Source organism: uncultured Maribacter sp., assembly GCF_947495965.1.
Taxonomy (GTDB): domain Bacteria; phylum Bacteroidota; class Bacteroidia; order Flavobacteriales; family Flavobacteriaceae; genus Maribacter_B.
Genome location: NZ_CANMBB010000001.1, coordinates 210100 through 227214, shown reverse-complemented (window position 1 = coordinate 227214; position 17115 = coordinate 210100). Strand labels below are relative to the sequence as shown.

Here is a 17115-nt window from a genome sequence, read left to right as displayed (position 1 = left end):
GATGAAATGATGTAATTCTCTAATGTTTTATGAATGTTAATGCGCCTCCAGCCAATTATCTCCTAAGCCAACTTCAACATCTAAAGGAACCGCTAATGTATAAGCATTTTCCATTTCTTCTTTTATTAAAGACTTTAAATTATCAAGTTCTGGCTTATAAACATCAAAAACCAATTCATCATGTACTTGCAGTAGCATTTTGGATTTGTAATTGCCCTCTTCAAGTTTTTTGTAAATATTAATCATGGCAATTTTAATAATATCTGCTGCGCTACCTTGTATTGGTGCATTTACTGCATTACGTTCTGCTGCGCCACGAACTATGGCGTTACTGCCATTAATGTCCTTTAAATATCTACGACGACCTAAAACAGTTTGTACGTAGCCATTATCGCGAGCAAAATTTACTAATTCGCTCATGTAGTTACGTAGTTTAGGGTAGGTTTTGTAATACGTATCTATAAGTTCTTTTGCTTCTCCTCTAGATAAATCTGTTTGGTTACTTAACCCAAAAGCAGATACACCATATATTATCCCAAAGTTTACAGTTTTTGCATTACTACGTTGTTCTCTTGTAACTTCTTCTATGGGAACATTAAATACTTTTGAAGCAGTAGATGCATGAATATCTTCTCCATTTTTAAATGCTTCAATCATTGTGGTTTCTTCACTTAAAGCAGCAATAATACGAAGTTCTATTTGCGAGTAATCTGCTGCTAGTATAGTGTAATCTTTATCTCTAGGTATAAAAGCTTTACGTACTTGTCTTCCTCTCTCTGTTCGGATAGGAATATTTTGTAAGTTAGGATTGTTACTACTTAATCTGCCTGTGGCGGCAACTGTTTGCATATAATCTGTATGCACGCGACCAGTACTTTCTTCAATCTGTTCTGGTAAGGCATCTACATAAGTGCTTTTTAATTTAGCAAGACCTCTGTAATCTAAAACATTTTGAATTATTTCATGGTCTTTTGCTAAATATGATAAAACATCTTCTGCGGTAGAAAATTGACCTGTTTTAGTTTTTTTAGGTTTGTCTACTAGTTTTAATTTATTAAATAAAATTTCTCCTAGTTGTTTTGGGGATGCAATATTAAATTCTTCGCCAGCAGCTTCATATATTTTTGAAACCAGAATATTAATATCATTATCTAAATCTTTAGAAAGAGAGTTTAAGAATGTCTTATCTAAGTTTATGCCTTCTAATTCCATTTTTGCTAAAACATGTAAAAGTGGAATTTCAATATCTTTAAAAAGACCATCTGTTTTAGCTTCAGAAAGTTCTGGTCTAAAGTGTTGTGCTAATTGGTAGGTAATATCTGCATCTTCAACAGCATATTCCGTTTGTTTTTCTAACGGAACCTCTCGCATGGATAACTGATTTTTACCTTTTTTTCCAATTAACTCGGTTATAGAAACTGGCGTATAGTTTAAATAGGTTTCTGCTAAAACATCCATATTATGACGCATATCTGGGTTAATTAGATAGTGAGCTAACATGGTGTCAAAACAAGGGCCTTTAACTTTTATATTGTATTTATCAAGAACCTTAATGTCATACTTTAAATTTTGTCCTATTTTTTCAATAGCCTCAGATTCAAAAAATGGACGTATCTCCTCTATAAGTTTTTGAGCTTCTTCTTTATTTTCGGGAAAAGGAATATAAAAGCCCTTTGTGGCTTCCCAAGAAAAAGCAATACCTACTAACTCAGCAGTTAGCGGGTTTAAGCCAGTTGTTTCTGTATCAAAACATACAGAAGTTTGCTTCATTAAATTTTGAACAAAAAGTTTCATGGCCATTCCTGGAGCAATACTTTGGTAAGAATGCGCAATATCTTTAATTGTTTTTCTGCTAGATACGGTTTCTAATGTTGCAGGAGAATCTCCGTCGTTGCCAAAAAGAGAAAACTGGCCTTGACCAGCTGGGTTGGCTTTTTTAGGGGCTGTTTTTTCTGTTTTTGATGGGGTTTCTGTGAGGTTTTCTTCTTCTTTTGGGGCAAAAAGCTTTAAGAACTGGTCTCTAAGTCTTCTAAATTCTAGTTCTTCAAAAATTTCTTGAACTTTTTCGCTATTGGGAGTAGAGAGCTTATAATCATCTGCTTTAAAAGTAACATCACAATTAATGTCTATTGTTGCAAGTTTTTTAGAAAGTAATCCTAATTCTCCATTGGCTTCTACTTTCTCTTTCATTTTGCCTTTTAGCTTATCGGTATTTGCTAAAAGACCTTCCATAGAGTCAAACTGTTCTATAAACTTTTTTGCAGTTTTATCGCCTACGCCTGGCAATCCTGGAATGTTGTCACTGGCATCTCCCATCATCCCTAAATAATCTATAACCTGTTCTGGTCTTTGTACGCCAAATCGTTTTTGAATTTCTGGAATTCCCCAAATTTCAATACCATTACCCATGCGAGCAGGTCTGTACATGAAAATATTTTCGGAAACCAATTGCCCAAAATCCTTATCAGGAGTAACCATGTAGACTTTGTAATTTTCTTTTTCGGCTTGTTTTGCTAAGGTTCCTATAATATCATCGGCCTCGTAGCCTGGTAAAACAACAACAGGAATATCCATAGCATTTAAAATATCTTGAATATAAGGTATGGCTATACGAATAGCATCTGGCGTTTCGTCTCTATTGGCTTTATATTCTGGAAATAATTCGGTTCTTTCTACGCTTCCGCCTTTATCAAAACATACCGCTAGGTGATCGGGTTTTTCTCTTCGGATAACATCTAACAAAGAATTCATAAACCCCATAATAGCAGAAGTGTCCATTCCTTTAGAATTTATTCTAGGGTTTTTAATAAGTGCGTAATATCCTCTAAAAATTAATGCAAATGCGTCTAGTAAAAAAAGTCTTTTTTGTTCTGCCATTAGTGTTATTGTTGTAGAATTTCAAAACTACGAATTAATGTGGTAAGGTATAAAATATTGTGTTTTTAATGTAAATTTTCATGTCTATTTTAAGAATGGTGTAGATAAAAATGAGGAATGTTTTTAAGGAGCGGAAAGGGTTTTCGACAAAAAATATGCTTATGTTACTTTCTTATAAAGTTTTACAAAGTGGGGAACACGAGTTTAAGTGTTATAGGAATAGGAGTGTAAAGCGTTAAATAAAAGGTAAAATATTAATAAAGAGTATTCTAATCAAATACATTTGCAAAAAAAAATAATAAGAATGATTCGTATAGTACTATTTACATTACTCTATTTAATTTTAGGATTATATGTTGTACAAGGCTTTAAAACTATAACAAAAAATCCGTGGATAGTTTACTTGTATATTGGTTTGTCTGTATTGGTGTTGCTTAATTTTTTATTTCAGTTTGTAGTTGTAGAGGGTTCCGGTGGGGCTTTAACTAGGGTGAAAACGTATGCCTTTAGTTTTTTTATAATTCTATTAGTGTTTAAGCTAGTGACAGTTATTTTTCTGTTTTCTGAAGATATTTTTCGTTTTTTATTTGCTGCTTATAATAAGTTTTTTGGTGGAGATAAAGTATTTAATATGCCTGATAGGCGTAAATTTATAAGTACACTGGCATTAGGTATAGCGGCAATTCCTTTTGGAGCATTGCTGTATGGAATGTATAAAGGAAAATATAATTTTAAGGTTTTAAAGTATGATTTAGAGTATGATGATTTACCGGATTCTTTTGATGGATATCAAATTACCCAAATATCCGATGTGCATAGTGGAAGCTTTGATAATCGTGAAAAAATTGAATATGCTATAAATTTAATTAACGAGCAAAAAAGTGATGTTTTATTGTTTACAGGGGATATGGTAAATAATAAAGCAGAGGAAATGCATCCTTGGAAGGACCTTTTTTCTACTTTGGAAGCTAAAGATGGAAAGTTTTCAGTTTTAGGAAATCATGATTATGGAGACTATGTTCAGTGGCCTTCTAAAGAGGCTAAAGAAGAAAATCTTAAGGAATTAAAAAAAATACAAAAGGAGATGGGGTTTCATCTTTTGTTGAATGATAGTAAGTATATAACTAAAGGAGAGGATAAGATAGCATTAGTAGGAGTTGAAAATTGGGGAAAAGGTGGATTTAAAAAAGCGGGAGATTTACATGAGGCTGCTTCAAAAATTAATAATAACGATTTTAAAATATTAATGAGTCATGACCCTTCGCATTGGGAGCAAAAGGTTATAAAAGACCCATACCACTATCATTTAACTTTAAGCGGGCATACACACGGAATGCAATTTGGAATTGAGATTCCTGGATGGATAAAATGGAGCCCAGTTAAATGGCGCTACACCTATTGGGCAGGTATTTATAAGGAGGCAGGACAGTTTATAAATGTAAACCGTGGGTTTGGATTTTTAGGGTACCCTGGTAGGGTAGGAATATGGCCAGAAATAACTGTAATAACCTTAAAGAGGAAAAAGTTAACATGAATTTAACCTATTGTATAGCTTGTAAATACCTATGTATTAGCGGTATTTTAACATTTTTTATTACATTTGGCTAATAATGCAAAGTTAAATATATGTCTAAATTTGGTGAACTAATAGATTTAAACGTTCCTGTACTGCTTGATTTTTACGCAGAATGGAATGATCAATCTACTGCCATGCATGCTATATTAAGAGATGTGGCCGCTGCCTTAGGAGATAAGGGAAAGGTTATAAAAATTGATGTAGATAAGAATAAAGAGCTAGCTCAGGCTTTAAGAGTAAAAGGCTTGCCTACTTTAATGATATACAAAAAAGGAGAAATGGTTTGGCGACAAAGTGGTGAGCAAGATGCTAATACACTTATTGGTATTTTAAACGAGTATTTATAAATTCTTCTATTTATTAAAAACAAAAACAAGGTGCATGTACACCTTGCTTTTTTATGCTTTTATTTAAGAGTAATGCATTAGTTATTGGCTAATGGTTTGTAAAGTGCTGTCTTTTATTTGTACAGTATCTTTTAAATCAGGGTTAGTTGTGTTAGGCTCTATAATAGGTTCTTCTACTATTTCATCCTTATAAAAGTGCTGAAACTTATCTATATATTCATTAAATATTAGAGTTTCTTTTTCAGCCATCTCGCGATCGTTATTAGAGATAAGAATATCTATATTCCTTCTATAAGCTTCCATGTCAGTAATGATTTCATCAATCTTACTATATTGTTCATCTAGCGTGGTGCCTGCATAATAGTCTAAGCGTTCTTGGTATTTAGTTTTTAGCTTATTAAATAAATCTCTAGCTTTTGTTGTTTCACCTACTTTATAGTAACCATCTACAAAAGGTTCTACAAAAGTGTAATACCCAAAGTAATCTACAGGCATTTGCGTAATAGAGAGGTCTATTATTTCTTTTGCTTTATCAATTTTATTTTCTTGTAATAAAGCTTCCGTAAGACGTGCTAAATTTCCTCTAAAGGATAGGCCTTGAATCCTTGTTTGCGTATCATGATAAATGTTTGCGCCAGAATTTCCCCAGTCCCAACCTTTTACTATAGAATACATTAAATCAGTATCAATGCGTCCCATGTCAAAAGAATTTTTTCTTTCTGTTTTAATAGGAACTAATTTATAGGCAAGGCCATCTAATTGTAAATAGTCTTTCATCCAAATAAATTCTGCATCGTCAAAACTTCCTCCAGAAAAATAGATAGGCCTTTTCCAATCATTATTTGCTAGAATGTCTAGCATCATCATACTCTTTTTGGTAATAGCAGAAGGTAGTTCAATATCAATATAATCAACTATTAATGCGCTATCTTTTGCTTTTACAAGTCCATTTTCAAGAACATTCTTTTTGTTTACAGGTATGCGTATTTTATTAGTTGGGTAATACACCATATTCTGTGTGTTTTCAGAATAAGCACTTAGGTCTCCACCTTGTTGTTGTAAAATGTATTTTAGTTTAGTACGTGGTTTGTCACTATCTATCCAGTTTATAAAATCTTTTACAGACCACCTGTTTTCTGTCATGCTTTGGTGGTATAATACATCTCTTGATCCCCAACGGTATTTGTTGTGGGTAATTTGTGATGGTATAGGGTCACTTTCATAAGCTTTCCTTTTCATTTGATCTACATACCAATCTGTTTCGAAAAGACTTGTACATATTATGCGAACATCGGTACGATACTTTTCAATTTCTTGCGCATACCATAGCGGAAAAGTGTCATTATCTCCTATGGTAAATAATATTGCTCCAGCATCTTTTTGGCAAGAATCTAAATAAGCTTTAGCAGAAGAATTTGCTGTAAATTTTCCGGATCTGTCATGATCATCCCAGTTTTGATATGCCATTAATGTTGGTACTGCTAAGAGACAAATAATGGTTATTGCGGGAGCTAAAATTTTTGGGGTTATTAATTTTTTAAGTTCAAAGAATAAGCCATATACACCTATACCTACCCAAATTGCAAAAATATAAAATGAGCCTACAAGGGAATAGTCTCTTTCTCTTGGCTGAAATATATATGGGTTTGTATAGAATTGGATAGCTAAACCAGTGAATAAGAAAAATACTAGTAAAGCCCAAAAATGTTTTGGATTTTTAGAAATCTGAAAAAACAAACCTACAATACCAAGAATTAGTGGTAAAAAAAAGTATGTGTTTCTTCCTTTGTTATTTAAAACATCAGAAGGTAGGTTTTCTTGACTTCCTAGTCGCCAGCTATCTATAGGAGTAAAGCCGCTAATCCAATTTCCATTGTCATTATATCTACCTTGAATATCATTTTGCTTACCCACAAAATTCCACATAAAATAACGTGTATACATGTAGTTAAATTGAAACTCTATCATGTATTTAATGTTTTGCCAAACAGTTGGTGGTTGCACCTCTATATATTCACTAAACCTTCTTAGGAAACTAATATATTGTTCTGTATCTATTTCTCCAGTCCTTAATCCTTCTTTAACTTGACTTACGGCTTTTCTTAATTCATCATTAGATTTTGTCATTTTAAAATCTAATGGTCCAAAATAGCGCATGTAATTTTCGGCGTGTTGTGTACTCCACATTCTGGGTAAAAAGCCAATATGCTTTTCATTTGGCCCAGGTAGTGCATTTTTGTAATGATTTACAATTACATATTTACCTAAGGCGTAGTCTTTTTCGTATTTTGGTTTTTCATCTCTTTCTGGACCAGCTTCTGCAAAAGCGTCGGAGTAGTATCCTCCAAAAAATGGGCTATCTACACCTGGATACTGTTCTCTATTGTAATACGCTAATAATGATCTAGCGTCTGATGGGTTATTCTCATTAATAACAACATTTGCATTAGCTCTTATGGGTAGCATTAACCATGATGAAAATCCTAAGAATAAAAATAAAAGACATAAAACTATGGTGTTTGCTGTTTTAAAGTTGTTTTTTCTAGTATAGTTTAATCCAAAATAGAAAGCTGCAACAAATAGTATTCCTATTATTATAGAGCCAGAGTTAAATGGTAGTCCTAAATTATTTACAAAGAAAACTTCTCCCCAACCAAAAACTTTTAAAACATAGGTTAAAGAAAATTTATAAACCAGCATTAAAATGGCAATAACAACCGCATTGGCAATAAGAAAGTTTTTTACAGTAGTTTTTTTATACTTTTTAAAATAATAAAGTAGGCCTATAGATGGTATAGCTAAAAAGCCCATAAATTGTATTCCAAAAGTTAAGCCAACTACAAAAGAAATAAGAATAATCCATTTACTTCCTCTGGGGTTTTCTAAATCATCCGTCCATTTAAGTCCCATCCATAGTAATAAAGCCATTATAAAACTAGCCATAGAATAAACCTCTGTCTCTACAGCATTAAACCAAAAACTATCAGAATAAGTAAAAGTTAAAGCGCCAACTAAACCACTTCCCAAAACTGCAATAGCTTTGCTATTTGTAAATTTTTTATCGGGATTAATTAATTTTTTAGTTAAGTTGGTTATGGTCCAAAACATAAACAATATAGTAAAGGCGCTAGATACACCAGATACAAAGTTTACCATACGAGCTATTTGTTCTGGTTCAAATGCAAACATAGCAAAGAAAGCACCTATCATTTGTAGTAATGGAGCTCCAGGAGGGTGACCAACCTGTAGTTTAGCAGATGTAGCTATATACTCTCCTGCGTCCCAGAAACTACTTGTAGGTTCTACGGTTAAAAAATATGTAATAAGTGCTATAGAGAAAACTACCCATCCTAAGATGGTGTCCCATTTTTTGAAGTTTTTAGAAAACATGTAATTCTAAGTTTTACCTGATGGCGAATTTACTAATTAATATAGATACAAAGGAATAATTTTTATAAACCTTAACAGGCTTTTTATGTATTTTTTAAATTATTATTTAAAAAATGCTTGTGCAAATGAAAGTTTGTTTTAAATTTGCACGCTCTTAATGATTATTGGCCCATGGTGTAATTGGCAACACTCCGGTTTTTGGTACCGTCATTCAAGGTTCGAGTCCTTGTGGGCCAACTAAAGTTTAAGATTAAATCCTAACATCCTAGATGTTAGGATTTTTGTTTTTTTATAAATACACTTTTTTAGCGGAATTTTTTACTGCATAGGTTTATTTCTGCTTCTGTCATAGAGTACTATGCTTCCTGCTACAGCTACGTTTAAGCTAAATTCAGAATTAAATTGAACTAGAAAATGGCAGCGTTCCATGGCTTCAATTGTTAGTCCATTGTCTTCTGCGCCTAATAAGTATACACAACGTTTGGGGTGAGAAAAGGTTTCTAGGTTTGCTGCATTTTTGGTTTTTTCTACGCCAACAATGCGTACTCCTTTTGGTAAATGTTCAAAAAAATCATTAAAATCTTTGTAATGGTAGTAAGGAAGTGATTTTACTGCATTATGGGTGTCGCAGGCTTGATTAGCATACCTTTTTCCGATTGTAAATATAAAACTGGCTCCTAAATTTTGAGCAGTACGCCATAAAACTCCTAAGTTTTCAGGTGTTTTTCCGTTTTGAATGCCTATTCCAAAAAAGGTGGTTGTAAAATTATTTGGTTGCATTTTATTATAGGGGTTGTTCTCCTTTAGGGGTTTTAAGTGTATTATCTTGGGATTCCATGTTTTCAATTGCATGGTCATCTGTATTGTTTAGTATGTCTTCAGCTTCATTTCTCTCCATAACTTCTTCATCTATCTCATCTAAAAGCGTATTCATTTTTCGTTTGTCTTTAATCATTGCCCAGGTCATAACTAAGCTAGTTGCAATTATTACAAAAAGTAAAATTCCAGACTCAAAAGTTGCCACTTGAGCTTCTTTGGGTATGTTGTAAAATAAGAGAACAGTAATAAGGCCTCTAGGAGCAATAAAAAGTTGAGGAGTTATATCTTTACCTAAGAAAATTTTCAAAATTATAAATCGGATAATATATATAGATGCTATAATTAATAAACTTACAAATACTACAGTAAGGTTAAATAATGAGGATAGGACAATTGTTATTCCAAAGATCACAAAGAAAAATGTACGAACTATGAATGCTGTTTCCAGGGTTATGATATGGAGTTCATGATAAATCTGGTGTATTCTCTCGCTTTCTAGAAATACTTTTGTTTTACCAGGAAAAAACAATTTTACATTAGCAATAACTAATCCAAAAATTAATATTATAATTAGAGAAGATAAGTGCATTTTTTTTCCAATAGCATAAAGAAGTAGTAGTACTGCAATCAATAAAAATTGTTTAGCTTGACTTTTTATGCGTTGAAAAACAAGGATTATCGCGTAACTAGCTATAAGCGCAATACCAATAGTTAAGGCAATGTTTCCTGCAAATGCTGTAACACCAGCATCCTCGGAAGGATTTAAGCCTCCAATTAAGAAATAGAACATCATTATACCCATAATATCAGAGAATGTACTCTCGTAAATATGAAATTCTTTCTTGTGTTCAGATAGTCCGCTAACACTAGGTATAATTATGGCGCTAGAAAGTATGGATAGTGGCGTGGCGTAAAGCCAAGCAGACTGCATACTCATGTCTTCAATAAAATAATGTAGTATTAGTGCTGCTACCCATGCAGAGCCTATTAATCCTAGTAAAGCAATGGCGGTAGCTTTTAGTATGGGTATTATTTTGCTTTTTTTAAGTTCTAATTCTAATGCGGCTTCTAGAACAATCATAATAAGCCCTACAATTCCTAGGAGTTCTAATGCGCCATCAAAATTTGGTAGATTGGGCATAAAAGATTTTAGGGCGTATTGTAAAATAATCCCAAGTACAATTAACATAAGTACAGATGGGATATTGGTTTTTTTAGAAATTCCGTTAAACCAAAAGGAAAGGACTACAATAAGAGAGGCTCCTATAATTAGGTTATAAGAAGAAAATATTTCCATAAAGTCAGGTGTAATGGTTAGTTAATGTTGGTTTAAAAATAGTATTTCTAAATTGTAATTTTAAAATAAATAACAAAGGATTGTAATATTTTACTAGTTATCTTGTTTTTAGGGTGTTAATTTAGTGCCTTTAGCATGTGTAAGAAAATAAAATTATTTGTATATTTGCAAAACTGAAAGGATATAAAGTATTCATGAGGGGACATTTTGTCCCCTCTTTTATTACTTAAAATTATGCTTAAACATAGAGTTAAAGAGTTATTAGAGGTTGCTTTGCAAGAAGACGAGTCTATTTTTTTGATAGATTTAGCAATTACATTAGACAATAAAATTAATGTGGTTATTGATGGAGATAACGGAGTTACAGTTAAGGATTGTGTAAGAGTAAGTAGAGCAATTGAGCATAATTTAGATAGAGAAGAAGAAGATTTCTCTTTAGAAGTAGCTTCGGCAGGAGCAGCTTCTCCACTGGTTATGCCTAGGCAGTATAAAAAAAATATAGGAAGAAAAGTAGAGGTAGAAACCGAAAATTCTTCTTATGAGGGTAATTTGACTGTTGCAAATGACGAGTCTATTACGCTAGAATGGAAAGCAAGAGAACCTAAGCCTATTGGTAAAGGTAAAGTTACAGTTCAGAAAAAAAAGGAAATTCCTTTTTCTGAAATTAAGAAAGCAAAAGTTGTATTAAAATTTTAATAGATAAGTAAAAATGGAAAATATTGCGCTGATTGAATCTTTCTCGGAATTTAAAGATGATAAATTTATAGACCGAGTAACGCTAATGGCGATTTTAGAGGATGTTTTTAGAAATGCTCTAAAAAAGAAATTCGGTTCGGATGATAACTTTGATATTATTATAAATCCAGATAAAGGAGATTTAGAAATTTGGAGAAATAGAATCGTAGTTGAAGATGGTGAGGTAGAAGAGCCTAATGAAGAAATATCTTTAGCAGAAGCTCGTAAGATTGAACCAGATTTTGAAGTTGGAGAAGATGTATCTGAAGAGGTAAAGTTAATAGATTTAGGAAGAAGAGCAATTTTAGCATTACGTCAAAATCTTATTTCTAAAATCCATGAGCACGATAATACTACTATATATAAGCAATTTAAAGATTTAGAAGGCGAAATATATACGGCAGAAGTACATCATATTAGGCATAAAGCAATTATTATGTTAGATGATGAAGGGAATGAAATAATTTTACCAAAAGACAGGCAAATACCTTCAGACTTCTTTCGTAAAGGAGATAATGTAAGAGGTATTATAGAAAGTGTAGAATTAAAAGGTAGTAAACCAACCATTATAATGTCTAGAACTTCTCCTAAGTTTTTAGAGCAATTATTTTTCCAAGAAATACCAGAAGTTTTTGATGGTTTAATAACAGTTAAAAAAGCAGTTCGTATTCCTGGAGAAAAAGCAAAAGTTGCTGTAGATTCTTATGATGACCGTATAGATCCTGTAGGAGCTTGTGTGGGGATGAAGGGTTCTCGTATTCATGGAATTGTTAGAGAATTAGGTAACGAGAATATAGATGTTATTAATTTTACAACAAATCCGCAATTATTAGTTACAAGAGCGTTAAGTCCTGCAAGAGTCTCTTCTGTTAAGTTAGATGATGAGAAAATGACTGCTCAAGTTTACTTAAGACCAGAAGAAGTTTCAAAGGCAATTGGTAGAGGGGGTCATAATATTAGATTGGCTGGTCAATTAACTGGTTATGAGATAGATGTGTTCCGTGAAGGAGTGGAAGAAGATGTGGAATTAACAGAGTTCTCTGATGAGATAGATGCTTGGATTATTGAGGAATTCAAGAAGATTGGAATGGACACTGCAAGAAGTGTTTTAGAGCAAGATGTTAATGATTTGGTAAAAAGAACCGATTTAGAAGAAGAAACAATTGTAGAAGTTGTTCGTATTCTAAAAGAAGAATTAGAAGATTAACTATATATTAGCAGTAATTTTTAAGAACGGCAATCAGTATTTATGGCAGATAATGCAAAAATAAGACTTAATAAAGTTCTTCGTGAACTTAATATTTCATTAGACAGGGCGGTAGATCACCTTAGTTCTAAGGGGCATTCTATAGAAGCAAGGCCTACTACTAAAATTTCTGATGAAGTTTATCAAGTCCTTCTGGATGAGTTCCAGACGGATATGAGTAAAAAAGTTGCGTCTAAGGAAGTAGGAGAAGAGAAAAGGAAAGAGAAAGAGGCAATTCGTGTTCAGTTAGAGCAAGAGCAAGAGGAAAGAAGACTTGTTCGGGAAAAGAGAAATGCTTCAGAGCGTATCATAAAAGCTAAAGTAGAGCTTTCGGGGCCCAAGACTGTTGGTAAGATAGATTTAAACCCTAAAAAGAAAGTTGCAAAAGTTGAGCCTGTTGAAGAAAAGTCAATCCCAGAAAAACAACCAGAAGCTCCAGTAAAGGAAGAGCCGGTAGTAGAGAAAAATGTTGAAGCTACTGAAGATAAAGTTGCAATAAAAGAAGAGGTTAAGCCTGTTGAGGTTGTAAAGGAAGAGGAAAAACCTCTGGCAAAGAAAGAAGAAGTAAAGGAAGTGGTTGCTCCTAAGGTAGAAGATAAAGAAGCGGCTACAGAAGAAACTGCATCTCCAGAAAATGAGAAAATAACCACGCAGTATAAAAAACTTAGTGGACCAAAAATTACTGGTGATAAAATAGATTTATCCAAATTTCAAAAACCAAAGAAAAAGAAGGAGGATACTAAAGATTCTAATGCAGGAGGAGATAAGAAAAAGAGAAGAAGAAGAATTGTAAGTAATAATTCTGGTGGGTCTGGTTCTAATAATAGAGGTCCAGCAAGACCAGGAGCTAGAGGAACAGGGCCAAGAGGTAACAATAACAAGGGTGGTAAGCGTTTTGCTCCTGTTGCTAAAGTGGAGCCTACAGAGGAGGATGTTCAAAAACAAGTGCGTGAAACCTTAGAGAAACTTCAAGGGAAGTCTAAAAAAGGTAAAGGTGCTAAGTATAGAAGAGATAAAAGAGATCAGCACCGTCAACAAACAGAGAAAGATCTTGAAAAGCAAGAACAGGAAAGCAAAGTATTAAAAGTAACAGAGTTTGTTACGGCTAGTGAAGTTGCTACCATGATGGAGGTTAGTACAACGGAAATTATTTCTGCGTGTATGTCTTTGGGTATGATGGTTACCATGAATCAAAGGTTAGATGCGGAAACATTATCTATTGTTGCTGATGAGTTTGGTTATGAAGTAGAGTTTATAACTGCAGACATTGAAGAAAGTATTGTTGAAGAGGTAGATGCTCCTGAAGATTTAGAAGCAAGAGCTCCTATTGTTACGGTAATGGGACATGTGGATCACGGTAAAACTTCGTTATTAGATTATATCCGTAAGGAAAATGTAATTGCAGGAGAAAGTGGTGGTATTACCCAGCATATAGGTGCTTATGGAGTTAGTTTGGAGAATGGTCAAAAAATAGCATTCTTAGATACTCCTGGTCACGAGGCCTTTACGGCAATGCGTGCTAGAGGTGCTCAAGTAACAGATATTGCTATTATTGTTGTTGCTGCAGATGATGATATAATGCCGCAAACTAAAGAAGCAATTAGTCATGCACAAGCTGCTGGTGTACCAATAGTTTTTGCAATAAATAAGATAGATAGGCCAACGGCTAATCCGGATAAGATTAAAGAAGGTCTTGCTCAGATGAATTTATTAGTAGAAGATTGGGGGGGTAAAATACAATCTCATGATATTTCTGCTAAAACAGGTACTGGAGTTAAAGAACTTTTAGAAAAAGTATTATTAGAAGCGGAGTTGTTAGAATTACAAGCAAATCCTAAGAAGTTGGCAAATGGTACTGTTGTAGAAGCTTTTCTGGATAAAGGAAAGGGGTATGTGTCTACTATTCTAGTACAGGCGGGAACTTTAAAAATTGGTGATTATGTATTGGCTGGTACCACTAGTGGTAAGATAAAAGCAATGCATGATGAAAGAGGGAATAGTATTAAGACTGCTGGTCCTTCAACTCCAATATCTATTCTTGGTTTAGATGGAGCTCCTCAAGCAGGGGATAAATTTAATGTTCTAGAAGATGAGCGTGAAGCTAAACAAATAGCTACAAGGCGTTCTCAGTTACAAAGAGAGCAGTCTGTAAGAACACAAAGACATATTACTTTAGATGAAATTGGTCGAAGAATTGCACTTGGAGACTTCAAGGAACTTAATATTATTCTTAAAGGGGATGTGGATGGTTCTGTGGAGGCTTTAACAGATTCTTTCCAGAAATTATCTACGGATGAAATACAAGTAAATATTATTCATAAAGGAGTTGGACCAATAACGGAGTCAGATGTGTTGCTTGCATCGGCATCAGATGCTGTTATAATAGGGTTTAATGTTCGTCCAATGGGTAATGCTAGGCAAGTTGCAGAAAAAGAAGAAATAGATATCAGAATGTATTCTATCATTTATGATGCTATTAATGATCTTAAAGATGCAATGGAAGGAATGTTGTCTCCTGAGATGAAAGAAGAAATTACAGGAACAGCAGAAATTCGTGAAACCTTTAAGATTTCTAAGATTGGAACAATTGCTGGTTGTATGGTTACAACAGGTAAGATATTTAGAAACTCTAGTATCAGGTTAATTAGAGATAGTGTGGTAATTTATACTGGAGAGTTTGCTTCTTTAAAGCGATTTAAAGATGATGTTAAAGAAGTAGCTAAAGGGTATGATTGTGGTCTTCAAATTAAAAACTACAATGATATAAAAGAAGGAGATATAGTAGAAGCTTTCCAAGAAGTAGCAGTTAAGAAAAAGCTTAAATAAGTAGCTTAATATCTTAAGAGAACAAAAAAAATCGACCTATTTGGTCGATTTTTTTGGTTTCAAAAGTATTGCTTCTGGATATTTTTTTCGTACCTCTTTAAATTTCCTTTCTGCTTCTAGTTTAGATTTAAATCTTCCTAATCTTACTCTGTATGTCGGGGAGTCAAAATCTATTTTAGAAGACAAAGTTGGGAAGTCTACTTCAACATTAGATTTTATTCTTTGTGCTCTAGCGTGGTTTCCAAAACCAACTTGAATCCTATAGTAATTAGAGCTAGAGTTGGCATCAGAGTTTGATGATTTGTAGAGGTCAAGAAGCTCGGTAATCTTATTGTCTTGAGTTATAGTTATTTGACCGTTTTGGCCAAATGTAGCTGTTGTAATAGATGTAAAAGCTATAATTGTTAGTAATGTTTTCATATTGATTTGTTTAGCGTAAATAGTAGCTTTGCAAAAGTAATTTTTAAATATGATTTATGTGTTTTTTCTCTTTATTTAGAATTGTTATAAATTGCGAATTATAAATACCTTAACATTTTCAAAATAAAGTCTATGTTGTATTTTTGCCATCGATTTAGGTAAAGATATGGTTATTCTAAAATGATAAAGCCATTATCATGCCAAATACCGATTGAAACATTCTATATATGAAAAAGGTTACATACCGCAATCAGATTTGTAAAGTATTAGGAGTAAGTTTTGTATTCTTTCTATTTTTTTCTGTTTCTCTTTTAGCTCAAGATGATGCTTCTGTGTCAGGAGGAGATGCTGTAAAAGGTAAGGCATTGTTTAATCAAAATTGTGCTGCTTGTCATTCTTTAACTCGTAAAATGACTGGTCCTGCTTTGGAGAAAGTGGAATCTCGTTTATCTGAGGATGAAGGGTTAGATAAGGAGTGGCTTTACGCTTGGATTAAGAATAGTCCTGGGGTTATTAAGTCTGGAGATGCTTATGCTAATAAAATTTATGCAGAGTATAATAATGCTGCAATGACAGCTTTTCCTACACTTTCAAATGCTGATATTGATAATATTTTAGCGTATACTGCTGCTGCTCCTGCTGCACCAGTTGTTCCGGCTGCAGGTGCTGCTGTTTCTACAGTGAGTTCTCAATCTTCTAGTATTTCTAATAATGTAATATTAGGGGCGCTTGTTTTTGTGTTTGCTCTTTTAGTAGTTATGTTGTTCTTGGTGAATAAGACTTTAAAACGTATAGCTAAGGCAAATGGTGTAGAATTAGAGGCGGAAAATTCAAAAAAGAAATTGCCTATTTGGAAAGCTTTTGCTCAAAATCAATTTTTGGTTTTAGTGACTGTTATTTTTATGATGTTAGGAGGGGCTTATTTTGTCTATGGTTATTTAATGCAAGTGGGTGTGGATCAAGGTTATGCTCCAATACAGCCTATTCATTATTCTCATAAAGTCCATGCTGGAGATAATAAGATTGAATGTAAGTATTGTCACTCATCTGCAAGAGTGTCTAAAACTTCAGGTATTCCTGCTTTAAATGTTTGTATGAACTGTCATAAGTCTATTTATGAGTATAAAGGTAATCCGGAAGGGCCATCTCCAGAAGATATTGCAAATGGGTATACTAATGAATTTTACACTGGGGAAATTAAGAAGTTGTATGCTGCTGTAGGCTGGGATGAGGAGTCTCAGAAATATACAGGAGAGAGTAAGCCTGTAGAGTGGGTTCGTATTCATAATCTTCCTGATTTTGCATATTTTAATCACTCGCAGCACGTAAGTGTAGCAGGGGTAGAGTGTCAAACATGTCACGGTCCTGTAGAGGAGATGGAAATCATGGAGCAATTTGCGCCATTAACAATGGGGTGGTGTGTAAATTGTCACAGAGAAACTAATGTTAAAGTGGAAGGGAATGCTTATTATGAAAAAATACATTCAGAACTTTCAAAAAAATATGGTGTAGATAAGCTTACTGCTGCTCAAATGGGTGGTTTGGAATGCGGAAAATGTCACTATTAATCTTAAGTAAAAGA

At 33.5% G+C, this 17115-nt stretch carries 11 protein-coding genes and 1 tRNA gene; 7 read left to right on the top strand and 5 right to left on the bottom strand.

The genetic code is table 11. The features are described from left to right. Positions 1 to 36: 36 nt before the first annotated feature. Positions 37 to 2877, bottom strand: coding sequence for a DNA polymerase I (gene polA / locus Q0820_RS01000; RefSeq protein ID WP_298484341.1), 2841 nt, complete (start codon positions 2875 to 2877; stop codon positions 37 to 39). A gap of 304 nt (positions 2878 to 3181) precedes the next feature. Between polA and Q0820_RS00995 the strand changes: the two genes are divergently transcribed. Together Q0820_RS00995 and Q0820_RS00990 are read left to right on the top strand one after the other, a co-directional pair. Then, the gene (locus tag Q0820_RS00995) at positions 3182 to 4411 is read left to right on the top strand and encodes a metallophosphoesterase (protein ID WP_298484340.1); all 1230 of its coding nucleotides are present in this window, start codon (positions 3182 to 3184) and stop codon (positions 4409 to 4411) included. 92 nt (positions 4412 to 4503) lie between these two features. Then, the gene (locus Q0820_RS00990; RefSeq protein WP_121063107.1) at positions 4504 to 4800 is read left to right on the top strand and encodes a thioredoxin family protein; all 297 of its coding nucleotides are present in this window, start codon (positions 4504 to 4506) and stop codon (positions 4798 to 4800) included. An 81-nt stretch (positions 4801 to 4881) separates the two neighbouring features. Here Q0820_RS00990 and Q0820_RS00985 read toward each other — a convergent pair whose 3' ends face one another. Then, positions 4882 to 8190, bottom strand: a complete 3309-nt coding sequence (locus Q0820_RS00985) for a DUF2723 domain-containing protein (protein WP_298484339.1) — start codon at positions 8188 to 8190, stop codon at positions 4882 to 4884. A gap of 165 nt (positions 8191 to 8355) precedes the next feature. On the opposite strand from Q0820_RS00985, the gene Q0820_RS00980 reads away from it, so the two are divergent. Further along, positions 8356 to 8427, top strand: a tRNA-Gln gene (locus Q0820_RS00980). 81 nt (positions 8428 to 8508) lie between these two features. On the opposite strand, the gene Q0820_RS00975 is transcribed toward Q0820_RS00980, so the two are convergent. After that, positions 8509 to 8970 carry an RNA methyltransferase gene (locus Q0820_RS00975; protein WP_298484338.1) on the bottom strand — a complete coding sequence of 154 codons (462 nt, stop codon included), beginning with the start codon at positions 8968 to 8970 and terminating at the stop codon, positions 8509 to 8511. A 4-nt stretch (positions 8971 to 8974) separates the two neighbouring features. Further along, positions 8975 to 10306 (bottom strand): cation:proton antiporter, encoded by a 1332-nt coding sequence (locus tag Q0820_RS00970; protein WP_298484337.1) that lies wholly within the window; start codon positions 10304 to 10306, stop codon positions 8975 to 8977. 234 nt (positions 10307 to 10540) lie between these two features. Here Q0820_RS00970 and rimP point away from each other — a divergent pair, with 234 nt between their 5' ends. From rimP to infB, 3 genes are read left to right on the top strand one after another with little or no spacing between them, the layout of a single operon-like run. Further along, positions 10541 to 11002, top strand: a complete 462-nt coding sequence (rimP, locus tag Q0820_RS00965; protein ID WP_298484336.1) for a ribosome assembly cofactor RimP — start codon at positions 10541 to 10543, stop codon at positions 11000 to 11002. A 13-nt stretch (positions 11003 to 11015) separates the two neighbouring features. Continuing rightward, positions 11016 to 12248 (top strand): transcription termination factor NusA, encoded by a 1233-nt coding sequence (nusA, locus tag Q0820_RS00960; protein ID WP_298484335.1) that lies wholly within the window; start codon positions 11016 to 11018, stop codon positions 12246 to 12248. Between the two features lie 42 nt (positions 12249 to 12290). Next, entirely contained in the window at positions 12291 to 15113 is a 2823-nt protein-coding gene (infB, locus tag Q0820_RS00955) for a translation initiation factor IF-2 (protein WP_298484334.1), read from the top strand. Positions 15114 to 15149: 36 nt separating this feature from the next. Here infB and Q0820_RS00950 read toward each other — a convergent pair whose 3' ends face one another. Continuing rightward, positions 15150 to 15533 carry an SPOR domain-containing protein gene (locus Q0820_RS00950; RefSeq protein WP_298484333.1) on the bottom strand — a complete coding sequence of 128 codons (384 nt, stop codon included), beginning with the start codon at positions 15531 to 15533 and terminating at the stop codon, positions 15150 to 15152. Positions 15534 to 15760: 227 nt separating this feature from the next. Here Q0820_RS00950 and Q0820_RS00945 point away from each other — a divergent pair, with 227 nt between their 5' ends. Continuing rightward, the gene (locus Q0820_RS00945; RefSeq protein WP_298484332.1) at positions 15761 to 17101 is read left to right on the top strand and encodes a cytochrome c3 family protein; all 1341 of its coding nucleotides are present in this window, start codon (positions 15761 to 15763) and stop codon (positions 17099 to 17101) included. Positions 17102 to 17115 lie beyond the last annotated feature (14 nt).

Coding starts and splice junctions, on each gene's coding strand:
- polA (WP_298484341.1), bottom strand. CDS start 2,877: ATGGCAGAACAAAAAAGACTTTTTTTACTAGACGCATTTGCATTAATT.
- Q0820_RS00995 (WP_298484340.1), top strand. CDS start 3,182: ATGATTCGTATAGTACTATTTACATTACTCTATTTAATTTTAGGATTA.
- Q0820_RS00990 (WP_121063107.1), top strand. CDS start 4,504: ATGTCTAAATTTGGTGAACTAATAGATTTAAACGTTCCTGTACTGCTT.
- Q0820_RS00985 (WP_298484339.1), bottom strand. CDS start 8,190: ATGTTTTCTAAAAACTTCAAAAAATGGGACACCATCTTAGGATGGGTA.
- Q0820_RS00975 (WP_298484338.1), bottom strand. CDS start 8,970: ATGCAACCAAATAATTTTACAACCACCTTTTTTGGAATAGGCATTCAA.
- Q0820_RS00970 (WP_298484337.1), bottom strand. CDS start 10,306: ATGGAAATATTTTCTTCTTATAACCTAATTATAGGAGCCTCTCTTATT.
- rimP (WP_298484336.1), top strand. CDS start 10,541: ATGCTTAAACATAGAGTTAAAGAGTTATTAGAGGTTGCTTTGCAAGAA.
- nusA (WP_298484335.1), top strand. CDS start 11,016: ATGGAAAATATTGCGCTGATTGAATCTTTCTCGGAATTTAAAGATGAT.
- infB (WP_298484334.1), top strand. CDS start 12,291: ATGGCAGATAATGCAAAAATAAGACTTAATAAAGTTCTTCGTGAACTT.
- Q0820_RS00950 (WP_298484333.1), bottom strand. CDS start 15,533: ATGAAAACATTACTAACAATTATAGCTTTTACATCTATTACAACAGCT.
- Q0820_RS00945 (WP_298484332.1), top strand. CDS start 15,761: ATGAAAAAGGTTACATACCGCAATCAGATTTGTAAAGTATTAGGAGTA.